Annotated in this window: 13 protein-coding genes and 4 pseudogenes; 9 read left to right on the top strand and 8 right to left on the bottom strand. The window is 62.9% G+C overall.

Features of this window, described 5'->3' with window-relative positions; all coding sequences use genetic code 11:
* The first annotated feature begins 29 nt into the window (after positions 1–29).
* The 6 genes from AB3X96_RS13275 (at position 30) to AB3X96_RS13250 (ending at position 6,122) form a co-directional block, all read left to right on the top strand.
* On the top strand, positions 30–605 hold the full coding sequence (locus AB3X96_RS13275) for an HD domain-containing protein (RefSeq protein ID WP_368590091.1): 576 nt from the start codon (positions 30–32) through the stop codon (positions 603–605).
* A 30-nt stretch (positions 606–635) separates the two neighbouring features.
* Positions 636–1,391 carry a class II aldolase/adducin family protein gene (locus AB3X96_RS13270; protein WP_368590090.1) on the top strand — a complete coding sequence of 252 codons (756 nt, stop codon included), beginning with the start codon at positions 636–638 and terminating at the stop codon, positions 1,389–1,391.
* Between the two features lie 62 nt (positions 1,392–1,453).
* Positions 1,454–2,317 carry an SDR family NAD(P)-dependent oxidoreductase gene (locus AB3X96_RS13265; protein WP_368590089.1) on the top strand — a complete coding sequence of 288 codons (864 nt, stop codon included), beginning with the start codon at positions 1,454–1,456 and terminating at the stop codon, positions 2,315–2,317.
* A gap of 141 nt (positions 2,318–2,458) precedes the next feature.
* Positions 2,459–4,447 (top strand): acyl-CoA synthetase, encoded by a 1,989-nt coding sequence (locus AB3X96_RS13260; RefSeq protein ID WP_368590088.1) that lies wholly within the window; start codon positions 2,459–2,461, stop codon positions 4,445–4,447.
* Positions 4,448–4,459: 12 nt separating this feature from the next.
* A complete protein-coding gene (locus AB3X96_RS13255; protein WP_368590087.1) occupies positions 4,460–5,305 on the top strand; it encodes a class II aldolase/adducin family protein in 846 nt (281 codons plus the stop codon).
* A 106-nt stretch (positions 5,306–5,411) separates the two neighbouring features.
* On the top strand, positions 5,412–6,122 hold the full coding sequence (locus AB3X96_RS13250; protein ID WP_368590086.1) for a haloacid dehalogenase type II: 711 nt from the start codon (positions 5,412–5,414) through the stop codon (positions 6,120–6,122).
* Between the two features lie 20 nt (positions 6,123–6,142).
* Here AB3X96_RS13250 and AB3X96_RS13245 read toward each other — a convergent pair.
* Both AB3X96_RS13245 and AB3X96_RS13240 read right to left on the bottom strand, forming a co-directional pair.
* Positions 6,143–6,544 (bottom strand): annotated as a pseudogene (locus AB3X96_RS13245) (NAD(P)/FAD-dependent oxidoreductase); the annotation flags it as partial.
* Positions 6,545–6,608: 64 nt separating this feature from the next.
* A pseudogene (locus tag AB3X96_RS13240) lies at positions 6,609–6,932 on the bottom strand (cyclic nucleotide-binding domain-containing protein); the annotation flags it as partial.
* Between the two features lie 277 nt (positions 6,933–7,209).
* On the opposite strand from AB3X96_RS13240, the gene AB3X96_RS13235 reads away from it, so the two are divergent.
* Complete coding sequence (locus tag AB3X96_RS13235; protein ID WP_368590085.1) at positions 7,210–8,940, top strand: alpha-keto acid decarboxylase family protein; 1,731 nt, start codon at positions 7,210–7,212, stop codon at positions 8,938–8,940.
* A gap of 292 nt (positions 8,941–9,232) precedes the next feature.
* Here AB3X96_RS13235 and AB3X96_RS13230 read toward each other — a convergent pair whose 3' ends face one another.
* A complete protein-coding gene (locus tag AB3X96_RS13230) occupies positions 9,233–9,715 on the bottom strand; it encodes a cupin domain-containing protein (protein ID WP_368590084.1) in 483 nt (160 codons plus the stop codon).
* 128 nt (positions 9,716–9,843) lie between these two features.
* Between AB3X96_RS13230 and AB3X96_RS13225 the strand changes: the two are divergent.
* A pseudogene (locus AB3X96_RS13225) lies at positions 9,844–10,181 on the top strand (transposase); the annotation flags it as partial.
* Positions 10,182–10,479: 298 nt separating this feature from the next.
* On the opposite strand, the gene AB3X96_RS13220 reads toward AB3X96_RS13225, so the two are convergent.
* The 3 genes and pseudogenes from AB3X96_RS13220 to AB3X96_RS13210 all read right to left on the bottom strand — a co-directional run.
* Positions 10,480–14,112 carry a hydantoinase B/oxoprolinase family protein gene (locus AB3X96_RS13220; protein WP_368590083.1) on the bottom strand — a complete coding sequence of 1,211 codons (3,633 nt, stop codon included), beginning with the start codon at positions 14,110–14,112 and terminating at the stop codon, positions 10,480–10,482.
* Between the two features lie 50 nt (positions 14,113–14,162).
* Entirely contained in the window at positions 14,163–15,470 is a 1,308-nt protein-coding gene (locus tag AB3X96_RS13215; protein ID WP_368590082.1) for an MFS transporter, read from the bottom strand.
* Positions 15,471–15,631: 161 nt separating this feature from the next.
* Positions 15,632–16,408 (bottom strand): annotated as a pseudogene (locus AB3X96_RS13210) (putative hydro-lyase); the annotation flags it as partial.
* A gap of 234 nt (positions 16,409–16,642) precedes the next feature.
* Here AB3X96_RS13210 and AB3X96_RS13205 point away from each other — a divergent pair.
* Entirely contained in the window at positions 16,643–17,575 is a 933-nt protein-coding gene (locus tag AB3X96_RS13205; protein ID WP_368590081.1) for a LysR family transcriptional regulator, read from the top strand.
* A 612-nt stretch (positions 17,576–18,187) separates the two neighbouring features.
* Here AB3X96_RS13205 and AB3X96_RS13200 read toward each other — a convergent pair.
* Both AB3X96_RS13200 and AB3X96_RS13195 read right to left on the bottom strand, forming a co-directional pair.
* On the bottom strand, positions 18,188–19,342 hold the full coding sequence (locus tag AB3X96_RS13200) for a tyrosine-type recombinase/integrase (protein ID WP_368590080.1): 1,155 nt from the start codon (positions 19,340–19,342) through the stop codon (positions 18,188–18,190).
* A gap of 19 nt (positions 19,343–19,361) precedes the next feature.
* The gene (locus tag AB3X96_RS13195; RefSeq protein WP_368590079.1) at positions 19,362–20,450 is read right to left on the bottom strand and encodes a fatty acid desaturase; all 1,089 of its coding nucleotides are present in this window, start codon (positions 20,448–20,450) and stop codon (positions 19,362–19,364) included.
* Positions 20,451–20,468 lie beyond the last annotated feature (18 nt).

Genomic DNA, 20,468 nt, shown 5'->3' with positions numbered 1-20,468 from the left:
GCCGTTTCGATCAGACTGAGGACAGTAAAGTGACTTCTCGAGCCACCTTCATCGACATGAAAGACAGCTCCCGGGAGGACTGGGAGCGCATTGGTGCGGAATTTCCCGCTTTCGCACGCGCGTTGCCGGATCGGGTGATCGCGCATCTCAAGCTCCTCGAGGGGGACTATGGCGGCTTCCCCGTGGACCGTTACACACATAGCCTCCAGACCGCCACGCGCGCGTGGCGTGACGGGCGTGATGAAGAATACGTGCTGGTGGCGCTGCTTCACGACATCGGGGATACGCTCGGTGCGTTCAATCATCCGGACATCGCGGCGGCCATCCTGAAGCCGTTCGTCAGTGAGGCCAATCTTTGGATGGTGCAGAACCACGGGATCTTTCAGGGTCACTATTTCTTCCACCATCTGGGCATGGACCGCGACATGCGCGACCAGTTCAAGAGCCACCCGCACTATGACCGGACCGCTGAGTTCTGCGAACTGTATGACGCGCCTGCTTTCGATCCGCACGCGGAGACGTTGCCCATCAGCGAGTTCGAGCCGATGCTTCGACGCTTGATGGCCCGGCCGCGCACGAGCATCTACGCAGATGCGGCCTGCTGAAACGGCTCACGTTCACCGATAGACACTGACATGAAAATTCCCTCTCTCAAGGACGTCGTCAGCGCGGAAGAATGGGCGCTGCGTTGCGACCTCGCTGCCTGCTATCGCTTGATTGCCCAGTATGGCTGGTCCGATCTCGTGTTCACTCACATCAGCGCGCGGCTGCCAGGCCCCGATCATCATTTCCTGATCAACCCCTACGGCCTGCTGTTCGACGAAGTCACGGCCTCGTCGCTTGTGCTCGTTGATGGCGAAGGCCGCAAAATGCGTGATTCGCAATTCGACGTCAATCGCGCGGGTTTCGTCATTCACAGCGCGGTCCACGCCGCACGCAGCGACGTGCAATGCGTGATCCACACGCACACGCGTGCCGGCGTTGCCGTCAGTGCGCAGAAGCGCGGAATCTTGCCGATTTCCCAGCAGGCGACGTTCGTGCTCGGGTCGTTGGGCTACCACGCCTATGAAGGCGTCGCGTTGCGCGACGAGGAAAAGCCGCGACTTCAGGCGGATCTTGGAGATGCCACCTTCCTCATGCTTCGGAATCACGGGCTGCTGACCGTCGGCGCCACCATCGCAGATGCATTTCTCGCCATGTACATCTTCGAGACGACCTGCCAGGTGCAGCTCGCGGCGCAGACCGGCGACGAGCTGGAGTTCATCGATGCGGCCATTGTTTCGGGCGCTCAGGAAGCCGCCCGAGTCCAGACCCAAGGGTTTGGCGGCGCATTTGTCTGGCCCGCGTTGTTGCGCAAATTGGATCGCATCGACGCCAGCTATCGGCAGTAGTCAATCACGAACGTGCGAAATGCGATTGCCACGGCACCCGGGCAGTCAAAAGGAGAAATGCAATGTCGTTTGAAGGAAAAGTCGTATGGGTGACCGGCGCGTCTTCGGGTATCGGGGAAGCGTTGTCGCTCCAATTGCTCGATCGCGGGGCATCCGTCATCTTGTCGGGGAGACGGGCCGACGCGCTCGAGCGCGTCGCGGCAAGGGCCGCGCAACGAGCGCTCGTCCTCCCGTTCGAGGCCACGAATTGGGACGCACTGGCCGACGTGGTGGACAGCGCGTGGAAGTGGCGTGGGCAGATCGACGTCCTCATCAACAATGCAGGCATTAGCCAGCGCAGCCTCGCCATCGACACCGAGCTCGAGGTGTACCGGATGCTGATGGAAATCGATTACCTGGCGCCGGTCGCGCTCACTCAGCTTGTCGTTCCCCGCATGATCGAGCGACGCACCGGCCATATCGCAGCGGTCAGCTCCGTGGCCGGAAAGGTGGGGGTTCCACTGAGGACCGGCTACTCAGGCGCCAAGCACGCGGTCGTCGGCTACTTTGCCGCGCTGCGCGCGGAAATCGAGGCAGCGTACGGCATCGCCGTCACCATGGTTCTGCCCGGCTCCGTGAATACACCGATCGCCGTCAATGCCGTCGAGGGCGACGGTTCGCGGCGCGGACGCTCGGATCCGAACATCGAGCGTGGCATCGATGTGAACGTTGCCGCAAGCACGATCCTCGACGGCATCGCCGAGAAAAGGAGGGACGTGGTGGTGGCGGAAGGAATCGAAGCTGCCGTATTGCAGCTCATGCGGGACGACCCTGAGAAGCTCTACGAAATGGCCAGCCGGGAAGGAGCCCGCCTTGCGAGCATGCGCAACGATGCGGGCTCCGGCCGCTCGCTGGACCCGGACCATAGCCGCTTCGAGCCGGCTTGAGGCCGATGATGGCCACTGCGGCGGCTTCCAGCCGTCGCTGTCCCATTCCTTCTTCTCGAACACGCTGACGCTTCATTGCGGAGATCGGAGACATCTGAGCTCGTACAGCGCAACCCCGTGGTAGACAACGAAAGAAACAGCATGACAGGCATCGCAAACCAGAACGACGTCCTTGCGATCGAATCGCAAGGGCTGCCGGCGGACCTTCCGGTCAGCACCTACGAGATGATCCGCCGCGGGGCGGCCATCGATCCGTCGGCGCCCGCGCTCTCGTTTTTTCTCACGGCCGACCGATACCGTGATGCCGAGTGCTGGACCTATGGCGAACTGGTTCGCGACATCACACGCACGGCCAATCTGTTCACGAGGCTCGGCTGTGGCACGAGTTCCGTGGTCGCGTACGTTCTGCCTAATCTGCCCGAAACGCATTTCGTGATCTGGGGCGGGGAAACGGCGGGCATCGTCTGTGCTATCAATCCGCTACTCGAGGGCGAGGCGATAGCCGAACTGCTCAACGCGTCGGGCGCCGACGTGCTCGTGACGCTGGCGCCTTCCCCCGGCGTCGAGCTCTGGCAAAAGGTGCAGCCGGTCCTGCACAAGATCGAGTCGTTGCGGCATCTCGTGCTCGTGAATCTGGCCGACCGTCTGCAGGCTCCGCGGCCGTTCGCGACCCGAATGCCCGAGCGCGCCGAGCGTTCGAAGCCGGGTGGCGACGACGGGTTGCTCGGCGCGGTGCCTGCGCATATCCAGATACACGACTTCGGCAGCGCCATCGCGCGTGAATCCGGAACGACGCTCGATAGCGCTCGCCGCTTCAGCGCCGACGACCTGTCGTCCTACTTTTGCACGGGCGGCACGACAGGTCTGCCAAAAATCGCCATGCGCCGCCATGGCAACGAAGTCGCCAACGCCTGGAGCGCAGGCCGGTTCTTCGGCGACAGCATTGGTCCGGGCAAGACGATCTTTTGCGGACTGCCGCTCTTCCATGTCAATGCCGTCATGGCGACAGGCCTGCTGCCTTTCTCCAGAGGCGCCCACGTGGTGCTCGGCACGCCACAAGGCTATCGCGGTGACGGGGTCGCCAAACGGTTCTGGGAAATCGTCGCGCACCATCGCATCAACATCTTCAGTGGGGTTCCCACGCTCTACGCTTCACTGCTCGGCGTTCCCGTCGGCGCGCACGATGTCAGTTCGCTCGAGTACGGCCTATGTGGCGCTGCGCCGATGCCAGTCGAGGTCTTCCGCGCTTTCCAGGAACGGACGAGCATCCGGATTCTCGAGGGCTACGGCCTGACCGAGGGAACCTGCGTGAGCAGCGCGAATCCGCTGCTCGGCGAGCGCAGGCTGGGATCGATCGGGCTGCGTCTCCCAGGCCAGGCAATGAAAGCGGTCGTCGTCGACGAAGCCGGCCAATATGTGCGCGATTGCGCGGCCGATGAAGTGGGCCTGATCGTCATCGCCGGAGCAAACGTTTTCGTCGGCTATACGCACTCCGAACAAAATGAAGGGATTTGGCTTGAGCTCGGCGATGGAAAGCGCTGGTTCAACACCGGCGACCTGGGGCGAAGCGACGCCGACGGCTATTTCTGGCTGACCGGGCGCAAGAAAGACCTGATCATTCGGGGCGGTCACAACATCGATCCCGCGGCGATCGAGGAGCCGCTTCATCGCCACCCGGCGGTTCAGATCGCCGCGGCGGTCGGTCGTCCGGATGCGCATGCCGGGGAGTTGCCGGTCGCCTACGTCCAGCTCAAGCCAGGCGCGAGCGCGACCGAGGCCGATCTCGCAGCGTTCGTGCGCGACGAGATCGGCGAGCGTGCCGCGCTGCCCAAACTGATCAGAATCGTGGATGCGATGCCGCTTACCGGCGTCGGCAAGATTTTCAAGCCGGAGCTGAAGCGGCGCGAGACGGCCGACGCGCTACGCCATGCGCTCGTCGAGGCGGGGATCGACGGCGCGTTGGTCAGCGTAGACTCGGACGGAGCTCGTGGGATGTCGCTTTCCGTCGCGCTTCCCGATCCCGCATTCGAACCCGCGGCGATTGCCGTGCTCGGACGCTTCCCGTTCGAATTTGCGATCTCGGTTGCGACGCCCCCAAGACAGCAGGAGTCGGTCACACGGAACACCTGAAAGGAGACAACCATGAATGCCTCGCAATCGCAAGCCGCGCCCGACGACGAAATCGGCGCGGGTCTGTCCGAAGAGGTCAAGGCGCGATACCGCAACCTCCCGCGTCCCCCTCGGTTCGATACCCCGACGCAGGAGCGCCTGCACCGCAAAGAGCGCCTGGCGGCCGCGTTCCGGCTGTTCTCGAAGTTCGGCTTTGACGAAGGCGCGGCCGGCCACATCACGGCGCGCGACCCGGAGTTCACCGACACCTTCTGGGTCAACCCGTTCGGCGTGCATTTCAGCCAGGTGAAAGTGTCCAACCTGATTCGCTGCGACCACCATGGCGATGTGGTGGAGGGCGACTACCCGGTCAACGCCGCAGCCTTTGCGATCCATTCCCGCGTGCACCAGACGCGGGCCGACGCGGTGGCGGCCGCGCATTCGCACAGCACCTACGGCAGGGCGTGGTCGACGCTGGGTCGTCCGCTTGATCCGATCACGCAGGACGTCTGCGCCTTCTACCAGGATCACGCCGTCTACGACGAGTTCGGCGGCGTGGCGGTGGAACTGGATGAAGGCCAGCGCATCGCCAACGCACTCGGGCCGTACAAGGCGGCGATCCTGCAGAGCCACGGATTGCTGACGGTCGGCAAGACCGTGGACGAGGCCGCATGGTGGTTCATCACGATGGAGCGTTCCTGCCAGGTGCAGTTGCTGGCGGAAGCTGCGGCGGCGCGTACCGGCGCGCCGCTGAAGATGATTTCCGACACCGCCGCGCGCCAGGCGCATTCCATCGTCGGTGCCGCGCAGGCGGGCTGGTTCCAGTTCCAGCTGCTCTACGCCCGCATCGTCAAGGAACAACCCGACCTGCTGGAGTGAACTCATGGCCACGTTCACCGGCATGACGCATCGTTGCACTGACGCTGACGCGATGCGCTTTGAAACATCGACTTGATTTGCAAACCTGCAAGAAGGACCACTGACCATGATCGCTGTACGAGCGCTGCTGTTCGATACCTTCGGGACCGTGGTGGATTGGCGGGGAGGCTTGATTTCCCGCCTCGATGAATGGGGACGATCGCGTGGGATCGCGGCGGACTGGCCGAAGCTTGTGGATGCGTGGCGGATGGCCTATCCGCCGTCGATGCGGCGTGTGCGAACGGGCGAGCGGGATTGGGCCGTTTTGGATGTGCTGCAGCGGGAGTCGCTGCTGAAGCTGGAGCGGGAGCTTGGCATCACGCAATTGGACGACGCGGCTGTCGATGAAATGGTTCGCATGTGGCATGAGCTGCCGGCCTGGCCTGATTCCGTCGCGGGATTGCACAGACTGCGCACTCGATATGTCATCGCGCCGCTTTCCAACGGGCACGTCGCGCTGCTCGTGCGGATGGCGAAAACGGTCGGTCTACCGTGGGATGCGATATTTGGTGCGGACGTTTTTCGTCACTACAAGCCGGATCCGGAGATCTATCTCGGTGCAGCGGGCTTGCTCGGCTGTCAGCCGCACGAAGTCATGCTGGTGGCCTCGCATCCGTCCGATCTGGATGCGGCGGCGAAGTGCGGGCTGCGGACGTGTTACGTATCGCGGCCGCTGGAATATGGGGCGGGCCGCGTGATCGAGGCGACACCGGAGCTTGGGCGTTTCGACCTGATGGTTGCGGGCCTGGACGAATTGGCTAGTGCGCTGGCGTGCTAGTTCGCGCTCAATAGCGCCTGGCCGATGAGGGGCCGCATGTCCGGCGTGCATGGGCGCATGCCGAGCCACGGCTGAGGATCGAGGCGCTCGCCGAGCCCGAAGAGCGGCTTGGCGAGCCGCTCGGCGCGCTCGATCTGGACGCCGGTCGGCGCAGCGTTGCGCTTCGCGATTTCGACTCCCGTCGTGAGGCGTAATGGTCCGCGCGCCGGCGCGTAATGCATGTGATAGCCGCGTTTGGCACGCAGCGCAATGCGGTAGCCGAGCGGCGCGAACACCGTGTCGGACCACGGCCCGAGCGCGACGACGACGTCTTTCGCACTGATTCGGCCCGCGCTCGTTTGCACGGTCCACGCATCGTTTTCCGCGTGCAGCGTCGTCGCGTCGCCGACGAGCAGGCTGCCTCCGCCGCTTTGCCACGAGCGCTTCGTGCTCGGTCACAGTTTGGCGAATGAGGGGCTTCGCAAATGCCGCGCTCTGCATGCGCGAGTGAAACGCCTCCAGCGGCAGCCTCACAATCTGCGCGGTCTCTAGCGCAATGAAGTCGTGAGCATACGGCCATCCGGTAATGGCGGACATCTGTCCGAACCAGTTGCCGGGCTCCAGGATCGACAGGATGGCTTCTTTGCCGTTGCTGCGCACGTTCGACGCTTTTAAGCGTCCTTCGACGATTCCGTAAAAGCCATCCGGCTGATCGCCGCGCCGGCACAGTGGTTGATCGGCGTCGATGCAAATCAGCGTGCTTCCGCTGCTAGGCGGCTTTGTTCTGCTAACGGCAGCGAAGAAAACCAGGGCTTGGTGGATATCTTTCAACTACAGAGGCGCTTAGTCCCATAGCGGAGACCACGTCGGAAATTGCTTCAGAAAACATCGAAAAGCCAGAGATCTGACAGACCTGCGAACACGCACGATCGTAGCATGTCGTTATTCCGCAAGAAGCCGATGTGTCGAAAAAGCATCCGGTTTGTAAGCAATCGAAAAGGCTGACGAACACTACGGTGTGGCCGTCCAAAACCGATACCCAGCTCCGCGGAGTTCGATCGCGCACGGTAGCGCTCATCCCTTTGATGAATCAGATCAGGAGTCTTTTATGGAAATCAAGCAACAGACGGCCAGCCTCACCCAAAGAATGACGATCGGCGACTTCCTGCTTCGCCGTCTCGAGGAAGCTGGCATCAGGCATCTGTTCGGTGTCCCCGGTGACTACAATCTCCCGCTGTTGCAGCAGCTCCACGATCGCGCCACGCTGCAATGGGTCGGCAATACCGGCGAGCTGACCTCCTCCTATGCGGCGGACGGCTATGCCCGGCTGAAGGGCCTCGGCGCGCTGCTCGTGACGAACGGGGTGGGCGCCCTGAGCGCGCTCAACGGTATCGCCGGCTCCTACGCCGAACACGTCCCGACCATCTGCATCTGCGGTTCGATACCGCTGCGGTCCATCGATCGCGGCCTGGGGATGCACCACACCATGGCCGACGGGAACTATGACCATTTCCTGCGCGCCTACGCGCCGGTGACCGCGGCGCAGGCCCGGATCACCCCGCGCAACGCGGCCGCAGAGATCGACCGCCTGATTCTCACCGCCTGGCGGGAGAAGCTCCCGGTGTACATGGAGTTCCCGTCCGATGTCGCGTATCTCGAGATCGAGGTGCCCGCGGCTGCGCTGGTCCTCGCCGACGCACCCAGTGATCCGGAGCGGCTGCGCTCCTGTATCGCCGCGGTCGCGCAGCGGCTGTCCGCCGCCACCAAGCCCGCGATCCTCGTGGATGCGGACGCCGCCCGGTTCGGCGTCGCCCCCGACCTCATGGAGCTGGCACAGAAGATGCGCGCACCGGTGGCCGTGATCAACGCAGCCAAGAGCGTGATCGACGAGTCGTTCCCGCATTACGTTGGCATCTACAACGGCAAGGGCAGCGAGCCTGGGGTCCAGGAGACGATCGAGAACAGTGACTGCCTGCTCGCCATAGGCTATCGGCCGATCGAAGTGACCACGGGCGACTTCACGGCAACGCTCCCCGCCGGCACGATCCACGCCCGCGGTCACGCAGTAGACGTCGGCGAAGACAACTATCAGGCCGTCACGCTCAAGGAAGTGCTCCGCGGCGTCATTGAAGCGGTTCCGCAGGTCACGAACCGCGCTCCGCGCCCTGTTGCTGCCGCAGCGGTACCGGGCAAGCAAGCCGACGCTTCCGCGAGGCTGACGCAGGCGGACTACTGGCAGGCCATCCAGGGCTACCTGCGCGAAGGTGACGTCGTGTACGTCGACAACGGCACATCCTTCTCCATCCTCGGCCTGAAGCTGCCGCCGAAGTGCACCTTCATCGGCTCGATCAACTGGGGATCCATCGGCTTCTCGGTCGGAGCGCTGCTTGGCGCGCTGACTGCGGCACCGGACCGTCGTCACGTGCTGCTCGTGGGCGATGGCTCCTTCCAGGTCACGGCGCAGGAACTGTCGACCATTCTGCGGCACGATCACAAGCCAGCGATCCTGCTGATCAACAACGGCGGATACACCATCGAACGCGGCTACATCGGCAAGAGCGAGCCGTACAACGACGTCGCCAACTGGGCCTATGCCGATCTGCCGAAAGTGCTCCACCCGGGCGCCTCGGCGCGCTCGTTCGTGGTCAGGACCTGCGGCGACTTGCAAGATGCGCTCGCGGCGCCGAATGACATGCTGCTTTTCGTCGAGTCGATCATGGATCCCTGCGACGCACCCGCCCTGATCACCCGGAGCAGCAATCTCGGGGCCGAGCTCGACTACGGGCCTCGCGGCCCGCAGCACCGCGACAACCTGCAGCTCCGGCCCGACACTGCGTAAATAGCGGTGCTGCGGTTAGGCACCGTACCCGGTTCGCCCCGCCTCGCGATTACGATCGCCCCGGGGCGAAGCTGTGTTTGTTTCGAATTGCTGTCAGCGAGGGGCGGATCGATAGCGGGCCACGCCGCCATGAATGTCTATGGCCGATCGTGTGGGGCGGTAGTCGGCCATGAAGCGTCATTCGCCCGCACCGTTGCGCGGACGGTCAGATGTCGGATCCACGCAGCAAGCGGCCATTGAATTCGCGAGGACGAATCATGCTTCACCGCCATTGCGGTCATCCGCGTAAGCCTCAGTCCGGCATCCCGTTGTGCTCGCCGAGTGGTCTAGCGGGCCAGTCCACCCAGCGATCCTCGCGGGTAAGTTCGTACGCTTCGTTGAGCGGGTAACGAATACGGTTGTCGTCGCGCGGACGTTCGCCGATCACCATCAGCCTGACTTCGCCGTTCGTATTGTTGATGAAGGTGTGGCAGATTCCGGTGCCTGCCGGAAACGCGACCGAATCGCCTTCAGCAATGGGATGCAGCACGCCGTCGATCCAGACGTCGGGCTTGCCCTCGAGCACGTACACAAACTCCTGCTCGGTACTTTCGGCGTGCGGATATGACGTTCGCCGGCCGGGCAGAAGCCTCACATGATGAATGCCAATACGCGTAATGCCGAGTGCGGCGGAAAGCGGCGCGTCTAGCGCCATTGGCTCGGTATCGCCGCGATAGGAATGCGCATCCGGTTCTTCGAGTTCAGTCCAGTGTTTGATGAAATCTGGTCGGCTCATCGGTTGTTCTCCTTTAGGGCAACATCGATGATAGCGGTTTAGAAATGGTTTCAAAAAGGCTTCGTAGGGGCTGTTAACCCATAACACAACCTGATAACCTCGATCGTCGTGACAACAGGATCGAGGAGTTGGGCAAACCAATCATCGACGACGAACTGTGGGTACTGATCGAGCCACTGCGACCACCAGCGAAGTCACGCCGCTTCAAGTATCCGTGCCGCAAGCCTGTCCGGATTGCGCAGCGCTGACCGGCATCCTGTTCGTGCTGAAGACCGGTATCCGGTGGCGAGATTTGCCGGCAGAGATGGGATGCGGCTCGGGCGTCAGTTGCTGGCGAAGGCTACGCGATTGGCAACAAGCCGGCGTGTTGGATCGATTGCACGCAACGCTTCTGGCGAGGTTGTGAGCGATGGACAAGATCGACTTCTCGCGAGTGATCGTGGATTCGTCCTCGATTCGCGCGGTTGTCCTCGATTGACCGCACGGAATGAGCGCTCTGCATCCGGTTCCCGCCCTTGGAAGCTCGGCGGCTTGACCGTCTCCAACGGGTCGGCTGCGGAAGTTCGCCGATCAGGGCGACGCGCCGCGCATCTTCTGCCAATGGATTTCCGCGTTCGGCCAGTATCGGCCGTTCGCACTGGGGGCGCCCGGGACCCCCGAACGGCTGCCTTACTCTGAGAGGCGTCCTACCCACGGCTGGTCGGTCAACCATGCCAGTGTGGCACGACGAGCCCAGGCCGGACGCAAGCCCCGCTGTACGGGAATTAGACTTCCCCGAAACCACCGCCCCCCGGCGTTTCCACCACGAACACATCTCCCGCCTCCATCTCGACGCTCGCAATATGACCTAAAGCGACGATCTGACCATTCGCGCGCTCGACGCGATTGCTGCCGCGTCTTCCCGCCCGTCCGCCACCCCCGCCGAAAGGCGCATGAATGCGGTTATTCGACAAAATCGATGCCGTCATCGGCGTGAGAAAGCGAATGCGCCGGATCGCACCGTTACCTCCGTGCCAACGTCCCGCGCCACCCGATTCCGCACGGATCATATGCGATTCGAGCCTAACCGGGTAGCGCCATTCGAGCACCTCGGGATCGGTCAGGCGCGAGTTGGTCATGTGTGTCTGCACGGCATCGACGCCGCTGAAACCGTTGCCCGCTCCGCTGCCGCCCGCAATCGTTTCGTAGTACTGGTAGCGGGCATCGCCGAAGGTGAAGTTGTTCATCGTCCCTTGGCTCGATGCCACGATACCGAGCGCCCCATACAGCGCATTGGTGATTGCGGACGACGTCTCCACGTTACCCGATACCACCGCCGCCGGATACACCGGATTGAGCATCGAGCGGTCGGGAACGATTACCGACAGCGGCCTCAGGCAACCTGCGTTGAGCGGGATATCGTCGCCAACGAGCGTGCGGAACACATAGAGCACCGCCGCCATGCAGACCGCCTTCGGCGCGTTAAAATTGTTGGGCAACTGCCCAGACGTGCCGCTGAAATCGACCGTGGCGCTGCGCGTCGCGGCATCGACACGAATCGCGACCTCGATCACCGCGCCGTTGTCGAGTTCGTAGCGATAGCTGCCGTCCTTGAGCGCGCCGATCACGCGGCGCACCGCTTCCTCTGCGTTGTCCTGCACGTGGCGCATGAAGGCGAGCACAACGTCGCGGCCGAATTGCGCGACCATGCGGCGCAACTCGTCCACGCCTTTCTGGTTCGCTGCGATCTGTGCGCGCAGATCAGCCATGTTCTGCGCGATGTTGCGCGCGGGATAGCGACCCGACGCGAGCAGCGCGCGCGTTTCGGCATCGCGCAGCACCGCCGCCGAGACGAGCTGCCAGTTGTCGATCAGCACGCCTTCTTCTTCGATATGCGAGGAGGCCGCCGGCATCGAGCCCGGCGTAATGCCGCCGATATCCGCATGATGACCGCGCGAGCCCACATAAAACAGCGGTTCGGCCGAACCGTCGGCGAACACGGGCGTGATGACGGTCACATCGGGCAAGTGCGTGCCGCCGTGATACGGGTCATTCAGCATGAACACGTCGCCGTCGCGCATCGCGCCGCGATTGCGCTCGATCACCGTCTTGATGCTCTCGCCCATCGAGCCGAGATGCACCGGCATGTGCGGCGCGTTGGCGATCAGGTTACCTGCGTCGTCAAAGATCGCGCACGAGAAGTCGAGACGCTCCTTGATGTTGACCGAATACGCCGTGTTCTGCAGGCGCAAACCCATCTGCTCGGCAATCGACATAAACAGGTTGTTGAAGATTTCGAGGCGCACGGGGTCGGCCTCGGTGCCGATCGAGCGGCGAGTGGGCAGCGGTTGTACACGCGTCATCACCACGTTGCCTTGTGTGGTCAGAACGGCTTGCCAGCCCGGCTCGACCACGGTGGTGCCGTTCTTTTCAGCGATGATCGCCGGGCCATCGAGCGTGTCGCCAGCGCACAGCGTGTCGCGCTGGTAGAGCGACGCGTCGTGCCACGCGCCACCCGAATACATGCGTACGACCGTCTGCGCGCGAAGCGCGTCGTCTGCCGCGCGCGGCGCCAGGTTGCCGGCATCGACGGGCGCATCGGAATGACCAATGGCTTCGACGGACGCAAGTTCCGCGATGAGCGGCGTATCCGCCATCAGGAACGCGTAGCGTTGGCGATAGGCCGCTTCGAACGCGGTGCGCATTGCGTCGACGCTGCCCGCGGGCACGGCAAGCGACGAATCGGTGCCTTGATAACGCAGATGCACACGCCGCTCGGTCGTGATGCGCGCCGCGTCGACGCTCTGTTCGAGCAGGGCGCGGGTTGCGTCGTCCGCGAGGGCATCGAGTGTGGCTTCGAGCGTTAGCAGCGAGGCTGCGTCGAGCGTGATTTCCAGCGCCCGTTCGCGCATGGCGGTTTGATCCGCGAGACCCATGCCGTACGCGGAGAGCACGCCTGCGAGCGGGTGCGCGAACACGCGCGTCATGCCGAGCGCGTCGGCCACCCCGCATGCGTGCTGACCGCCTGCGCCGCCGAACGTCGTCAGCACGTACTGCGAGACGTCATGGCCGCGCTGCACGGAAATTTTCTTGATCGCGTTCGCCATGCTGCCGATGGCGATCTCCAGATAGCCTTCCGCGAGTTCTTCGGGCGTGCGGCGTCGTCCGTTCGCCGCGAAGATTTTGTCGGCGAGCGCCTGAAAGCGTTGCGTGACGACATCGCGATCCAGCGGCTCGTTCGCATGCGGACCGAACACGCGCGGAAAATAGTCCGGCTGGATCTTGCCGAGCATCACGTTGCAGTCGGTGACTGCGAGCGGGCCGCCGCGACGGTACGCGGCGGGGCCGGGATTCGCGCCGGCTGAGTCGGGGCCGACACGAAGCCGCGCACCGTCGAAGCCGAGCACCGAGCCGCCGCCAGCCGCTACCGTGTGAATGCTCATCATCGGCGCGCGCATGCGCACGCCTGCTACCTGTGTTTCGAACACGCGCTCGAACTCGCCGTTGAAGTGCGAGACGTCCGTCGACGTGCCGCCCATGTCGAAGCCGATCACGCGCTCGAAGCCCGCCGCCTGGGCCGCGCGCACCATACCGACGATGCCGCCCGCCGGACCGGAAAGGATCGCGTCCTTGCCCTGGAACACATCGGCGCGTGTCAGTCCGCCGCTACTCTGCATGAACTGCAGGTTCACGCCGGGCATTTCGTGCGCGACCTGATCGACGTAACGGCGCAGGATCGGCGACAGATACGCGTCCACGACGGTCGTATCACCGCGCGGGACCATTTTCATCAGCGGCGAAACTTCGTGCGACACGGAGATCTGCGTGAAGCCGATACGCCGTGCCAGTTCTGCCAGTTCACGTTCATGCGACGTGTGGCGATAGCCGTGAATCAGCACGATGGCGAGCGCGCGAATGCCCGCGTCGTAAACCTCGTGCAGTGCGCGTTCCGCCGCAACGCGATCGAGCGGCGCGACGACTTCGCCTTGCGCGCTTACGCGTTCGTCGATTTCGACTACGCGCTCATAGAGCGCTTCCGGTAACGCGATGTCGAGATCGAACAGGCGCGGGCGGTTCTGATACGCGATTCGCAACACATCGCGAAAGCCGCGTGTGGTGACGAGCGCAACCGGTTCGCCCTTGCGTTCGAGCAAGGCATTAGTCGCGACCGTTGTACCCATCTTGACCATTTCGACGTCGTGCGGGGTGATCGCTTCGCCGGCTTGCAATCCGAGCAGATGACGAATCCCTGCGACGGCCGCGTCGCCATACTGCTCAGGGTTTTCAGAAAGCAGCTTGTGCGTGGTGAGCGTGCCGTCCGGGCGGCGCGCGACGATATCGGTGAAGGTGCCTCCGCGGTCGATCCAGAACTGCCAGCGGGACGGTGTACAAGAATCGGAGCTGTGATCGTGCTTCATGGTGTCGAGGTCTTTGATGCGAAATATGTAAGAGATGCGAGAGAGGCTAATCAGGCGGATTCGAGTTCGCGGCCGCGCGTTTCGGGCAATGTGAGCGCGGCGACGATCAGCACGCCGTATGCAGCCACCGCGAATATCCCGATGCTCGTGCCAAGGCCAAACCGGCTCGACAGTGCGCCGATCAGCACGGGGAACAGCGCCCCGATCGCGCGGCCGACGTTGTAGCAAAAGCCCTGGCCGGAGCCGCGTACGCGGGTCGGAAAGAGTTCGGTGAGGAATGCGCCCATGCCGGAGAAAATGCCCGACGCAAAGAAGCCAAGCGGAAAGCCGAGCCACAGCATCGACGCATTCGTGAGGGGCAACGAGGTGTACGCGAAAGCAATCGCCATCGAGCCGAGCGCGAACAGGATGAAATTCGGCTTGCGGCCGATGCGGTCCGTGAGCCACGCACTGCATAGATAACCCACATACGAACCGGCGATGATCATCGCGAGATAGCCGCCGGTGCCCAGCACCGTGAGATGACGTTCGGTCTTGAGGAACGTCGGCAGCCATGTCGTGATCGCGTAGTAGCCGCCCTGTGCGCCGGTGGTGAGGAGTGCGGCGCGCAGCGTCGTCGAAAGCAGCCGGGGTGCGAAGATTTCGGTGAAACGTGGTGTGTCCTGCGCGTCCCGCTGCGCAACCCTGGCTTGCTCGAACACTTCGGGTTCTTTCACGTAGCGGCGAATGAAGAGCACGAGGAGCGCCGGCACGAGCCCGATCAGGAACAACGCGCGCCACGCGATTTCAGGCGCCATCACGGAGAACAGCACGGCATAGAGCAGCGCGGCCATGCCCCAGCCGAGCGCCCAGCCGGATTGCACCAGACCGACCGCCTTGCCGCGATCGCGTGCGCGGATCACTTCGCCGATCAGCACGGCGCCCGCCGTCCATTCGCCGCCGAAGCCGAAGCCCATGAGCGCGCGAGCGGCGAGCAGCTGGCCGTAGTTTTGCGCGAGACCGCACAACGCGGTGAACACCGCGAACCAGAGCACGGTGAGTTGCAACGCGCGTACGCGGCCGATACGATCGGATAGTATCCCCGCGATCCAGCCGCCAAGCGCGGACGAAAGCAGCGTCATAGTGCCGATGAAGCCGGCGTCGCCAAGCGAGATGCCCCACGTGGCCACGAGCGTCGGAATGACGAAGGACAGCATCTGCGTGTCCATGCCGTCAAGCATATAGCCGACCTTGCAGCTCCAGAACGCGCGGCGTGCGTGCGGACCGGCTTCCGCGTACCAGGAAAGCTGCGGGCTGCCTGCCGTTGCCTTCATGTCGGCGACATCGTCGACGCTTGCCGTGAGTGTCTTGCTGTCCATCTGCTGCTCCTGTGGATAGACGCATGAGTAACGAGCGAAGCCACGCAAGAGCGTAGGGATGCGTCATTCCCTTCGGGCCGGTCGGCCGGATGGCTTCGGGATGCTGTGTTTGGGTTGTGGCTCGGCGGCGCGGTGTCAGGCCACGCGCGCCGAAGAAACGGTCAGAAGATGGCCAGCGATGCGTTGGTAATGTCCGTCATCAGCATATGTCCCGGCGCGTGGGCGATGGCGAGCGGGAGCTTCGCGGCCATCAACGCGGTTTGCGGCGTCACACCGCACGCCCAGTAGACCGGCAGTTCGCCCGGGTGGATCGTCACCGCATCGCCGAACTCGGGGCGCGCGAGATCGGCGATACCGAGTTCCGCCGGGTCGCCGATATGCACGGGTGCGCCGTGTACGCCTGGAAAACGGCTCGTGATCTGCACGGCGCGGACTGCGTCGGCGCCGCGTAGCGGGCGCATCGATACAACGAGTTCGCCGCCAAACACACCGGCGCGCTGGTTCGGAATGTCCGTGCGATACATCGGCACGTTTCGGCCTTCTTCGACGTGGCGCAGTCCGATGCCTTCCTTCGCGAGCATGTGTTCGAACGAGAACGAGCAGCCGATTGCGAACACGACGAAATCGTCCTGCCAGTGCGCTTCGATCGATTCGACGCATTCGCTCAACTCGCCATCGCGGTAGACGTTGTAGGCCGGAACATCGGTGCGGATATCGATGTCGCGCCCAAGCACCGGCACGCGAAAGTCGCCGGGCTCACCCACGCCGAGCAGCGGACACGGCTTCGGATTCGCATGACAGAAGCGCAGGAAATCGTGCGCGTACGCGGCGGGCAGGATCGCAAGATTGGCTTGCGCGTAGTCGCCGCAATGGCCGGCGGTCGGGCCGCGGAAGTCGCGATGTCGTACGGCTCTGCGGAATTCGAATGGCGTCATGGTGTCAGCGTGCTCGTGGGGTTTGCACTGGTTCGTCTTTGTCGTCGTCTGCGTACAGGTGAGATGCGCGAAGCGATGTTTGTGCGCTCAGACAAAGCATAGAAAAGAAGAAAATATGACGCCAACTAGTTTTATTTGCGACACGTGGATAGAATTTCTTAACGGAATCGCGGGTTTTCCCGAGCCACGATGAGTTTTTTGGAGCAATTCTCCCCGTCGCTTTTGCCACCTCGGCCTATGAACACGCGCTTTCTCGAAACCTTCGTCACGCTGGCGAAGCTGCGCAGTTTTCGCACCACGGCGACGGCTTTGCACGCCACGCCCGCGGCGATCTCGCAGCGTCTGAAAGCGTTGGAAGACGAATTGCAGACCACGCTCGTCGATCGCGAGAGCCGTGATTTCCGGCTCACGGCGAACGGCGAATATCTGCTGGGCTATGCGAAGGCCGTGGTGGAAGCGACGCGCCAGTTGCAGGCCGCCGCGTCGCATGAAGGCGCGATGCGCGGCAAGCTGCGGCTCGGCGTGATCGAGACGGTCGTGCATAGCTGGCTCGCCGATTACATGCGGCGTCTCGCGGACGACTTCCCGCAACTCGAAGTCGAGCTGACGGTGGACGTGAGCGTTGTTTTGCAGCGGCGGCTGATGGCGGGCGAACTCGATCTCATCATTCGCGTGGAAGGCAGCGACGAGGAATCTGTGGTGTGCGACGCGCTTGCGAACTATCCGGTGCACTGGATCGCGCGCGCGGGTCTGTTGCCGCTTTCGCGCAGCGGGCTCGCGAAACGCGTACTGCGTCATCCGATCCTGACGTTCGGGCGCGGAACGGCGCCGCATCGCGCGCTGGAGGACATCGTCGGCAAGCTGGCGCTCGCCAATGGCGTGCCGCTCGCGGATACGCGCATCACAGGCTCGCCGTCGATTTCGGTGATCGTGCAACTCGTGCGCGATGGATTTGGCGTGGCGGCGATTCCGCGTCTATTTGTCGACGATCTGATCGCCCGCGGCGAGGTGGTGGAATTGCCGTTGCAGCCCTCGCCGCCGTCCATCGTGGTGTCGATGTCACGCCGCGCGGATGCGCCGCTGCTCGTACACGGCGCGGCGAACGCGGCGCGTGCGGCATGTCATGGGTATTGCGAATTGGCAGATCGGCGCTTGATTGAACGCTTGTAAAGCCGGCGCGTTGCTGACATCCGTTGAGGATATGCGATGGTATGACCCTGCGGATCAGTGCGTCAAATACGGCGCCATGCGCCAACGAGCGCCGCTCGCCATCGCAGGATTAGTGTCATTCATACGACCGCTTCGCTCAGATATCTGCCCTTGGACGCGAACGGCGCGAATGGCAGCAGCGGGTCGAAAGTACGCATTCGTTGAACTGAGCGACCGCCGGCATGTCAGCATCGAGACACGAACGTCAGCCGTGGCCGACCAGCCGCCGGCCGGCTCAGTTAGGCGGCTGTGACCTGACGTTATCACGGACGGTATCAACCTCCGAAGTCATCTGGAGATGCAGGGCTTAGACGATCTTTCTTAAGCAGGCGGCGCTGATTTTCCGATCCGGCCCACCTAAGGCCGTTGAGTGCCGGGCGGGAATGCCGGTATCGCTGACGGTATCGGCGGGCGCTAGGGGACCCGAGTCAGGCCCAGCGTTGGGTTTGCGGCAGGTGGTTGCCAATTGAGTGGGAATTGTCGGCCAGCTCGACTCAGAAACGCATCGCACTGCTTCGTCGGTACTGCGAGACTGCTTGTAGTGAGCGTGCGACGAGGGACGCAGACCGAAGACTAATCGCTCAGCCTCTGCACATAGTCTCCCCAATCCTGCATCATCTTCTGTCTCTCAGAAAGAAACTCGGCCTTGTTATACGCGCGGCTCACCCGATTTTTTTCGACGTGGGCCAACTGACGTTCGATCGCGAGCGGCGTGAACCCCTGTTCATGTGCCCATGTGCTGAACGTACCGCGTGCGCCGTGTGCCCTGAAAAGGCGTTCGTGATTGAATCCACTTCGGACCAAGGCTGCATCAATGGTGGTGGCTGCCATCGGCCGCGATTCATCTCTGACGTTTGGAAAGAGGTAGTCGTCAGCGCTCTTAGGTCGATTAATTTCCCGGATCTTTTCCAAAATCTCAATTGCCTGCCTGCTGAGCGGCACCACATGCGGACGCTCCATCTTCATGCGCTCTTCGGGGATAGCCCATATCGCAGATTGCAAGTCAATCTCCCGCCACCTTGCACCTCGCAGCTCGACGCTGCGCAGCGAGGTTAGTAGCAGTAAGCGCATCGCTAGGTGTGTGCGCTGAGTTCCGGTGACCGAAAAAGTAGCCAGTAGGTGCTTGAGTTCATGAACCTCGAGCGCCCGGTTGTGGCGCGTAGGCGGGAGCGTCACCACATCGGATGCCTTAAGCGCTGCAACGGGGTTCGCGTCCACGCGCCCGCTGACGATCGCGCGTCTGAATATAGCGTCGAGGTGTTGGAGAACCCGTATGGCGATATGTGGTGCGCCTTCTGCCTTGCGTTCATCGTCTGCAAGAGCTTTGCGTTTTGCAATCGATTGCAGCAGATCGTGCACATGCGACGCCTTGATGTCGCGGACCGGCATAGTGCCGAGAGGTGAACCTTTCACGTAGCGCGCAAGGAAACGCGTGGCTTGAGCGTGATAGTAGGGGGTCCATTTTCCCCGATTGTCCTCCAGCCATTCCTCGCACACGGGCCAGAGCGTGTTCTTCTGATGGGCAACAGTCTGCTGTTGTAGTTGCTTCTCGTATGCCTTCGGATGGATGCCAGATGCGACCAGCTTGGCTGCAGCGCTGCGACGTTGACGAGCGTCCGTTATCGAAAGATCGGGGAATCGGCCGAGAGTGTAACTGCAGTCCTTGCCATCCAACCGGTAGTCAAATTTCCAGACTTTCGAACCCGAGACCGAGACCCGCAAATACATGGAATCGCGATCACGAAGTTTATAGGGCTTGCTCTGCGGTTTGGCGTTCTGCAGGAGCGGCTAGGTGAGCCTCATGGAGTTCTCCTTGGCGGACAACTACCATAAATTTTACCCGCAATCTACCCGCAAAACCGGCGGAAGCAGGCGGATTTCGTCGGCCTGAGTCGGACGTGCCGCTCGCCACCGGATGCGCCACCGAAGCGAATCCATAGCGTCTGACCCATTCGCTGTAACCCTTGACCAGAAAGGCCCCGGAGCGTTCTATGTACTGCTGGCGGGACGTTTCATAGACCGTCCGAAGCGCAAACCACGGCACCTGCGGCAGGTCATGGTGAACCAGATGATAGTTGTTGTTCAGAAACAGCAACCGCCAAAGCCATCCCGCTTCGTTGATGACCGTGCGATGCGCGGGCTCCTGCGCAATCCGATGCTCATGAAACGAACGCACCGATGCAAGCGCGAGCGAGCCGTACCCAGCACCGACGATAAACACCCACGCCGGTATCCCGCACATCTGCTGCAAGCACACTGTGAGTGCAACCAGCGCGGCGAGATGCGCGAGCCATGCGGGCAGGTCGCGCCAATCGCCGTCGCGAATCTTGTCGAGTGCCTGCGCACCGGTCGCGGCAATCGCAAACGCCGGCCCGACCAGCAAGCGACCCGTCAACGTATTGCGGAAAACCAGCAACGCACGCATCGCGATGCCCGCACGTTGCCACTCCGCTGCGCTAACGAAATAGCTTTCCGGATCGCTGCCGGGCTCGGTCAAGCGCGCATCGTCGTGATGGCGCAGATGCGACTCGCGATATACGTGATATGGGAACCACACCGCGAGCGGCGCAAAACCGAGCAGCGCGTTGACGAATTGCGAGCGCGTCGGATGACCGTGCAGCAGCTCGTGCTGCAACGACATGAACCACGCGCCGAAAATGGCCAGCAGCGCGGCCGTCAGTGGCAGACCCAGCAGACGCGCGTGCGCGGCGACGCCGAACCAGCCACCGTAGATCGCGACGATCAGCGCCCACGTCGGCCATTGCGTGCGCCAGGTCCGGCTTGCGGCCAGACGGTCGATATCGTTGCGCTGGGTGTCGTCGAGATAGGTCGCCATCGTTGAATCGGTCCGAGT

Origin of the sequence: Paraburkholderia sp. BR13439, assembly GCF_040948805.1 — a bacterium.
Classification (GTDB): Bacteria; Pseudomonadota; Gammaproteobacteria; order Burkholderiales; family Burkholderiaceae; genus Paraburkholderia; species Paraburkholderia youngii.
The sequence above is the reverse complement of the archived record's forward strand: the minus strand, read 5'-3'. Positions and strand labels throughout refer to the sequence as shown.

Coding starts and splice junctions, on each gene's coding strand:
- AB3X96_RS13230 (WP_368590084.1), bottom strand. CDS start 9,715: ATGAGCCGACCAGATTTCATCAAACACTGGACTGAACTCGAAGAACCG.
- AB3X96_RS13205 (WP_368590081.1), top strand. CDS start 16,643: ATGAACACGCGCTTTCTCGAAACCTTCGTCACGCTGGCGAAGCTGCGC.
- AB3X96_RS13255 (WP_368590087.1), top strand. CDS start 4,460: ATGAATGCCTCGCAATCGCAAGCCGCGCCCGACGACGAAATCGGCGCG.
- AB3X96_RS13235 (WP_368590085.1), top strand. CDS start 7,210: ATGGAAATCAAGCAACAGACGGCCAGCCTCACCCAAAGAATGACGATC.
- AB3X96_RS13260 (WP_368590088.1), top strand. CDS start 2,459: ATGACAGGCATCGCAAACCAGAACGACGTCCTTGCGATCGAATCGCAA.
- AB3X96_RS13200 (WP_368590080.1), bottom strand. CDS start 19,342: ATGTATTTGCGGGTCTCGGTCTCGGGTTCGAAAGTCTGGAAATTTGAC.
- AB3X96_RS13195 (WP_368590079.1), bottom strand. CDS start 20,450: ATGGCGACCTATCTCGACGACACCCAGCGCAACGATATCGACCGTCTG.
- AB3X96_RS13265 (WP_368590089.1), top strand. CDS start 1,454: ATGTCGTTTGAAGGAAAAGTCGTATGGGTGACCGGCGCGTCTTCGGGT.
- AB3X96_RS13250 (WP_368590086.1), top strand. CDS start 5,412: ATGATCGCTGTACGAGCGCTGCTGTTCGATACCTTCGGGACCGTGGTG.
- AB3X96_RS13220 (WP_368590083.1), bottom strand. CDS start 14,112: ATGAAGCACGATCACAGCTCCGATTCTTGTACACCGTCCCGCTGGCAG.
- AB3X96_RS13215 (WP_368590082.1), bottom strand. CDS start 15,470: ATGGACAGCAAGACACTCACGGCAAGCGTCGACGATGTCGCCGACATG.
- AB3X96_RS13270 (WP_368590090.1), top strand. CDS start 636: ATGAAAATTCCCTCTCTCAAGGACGTCGTCAGCGCGGAAGAATGGGCG.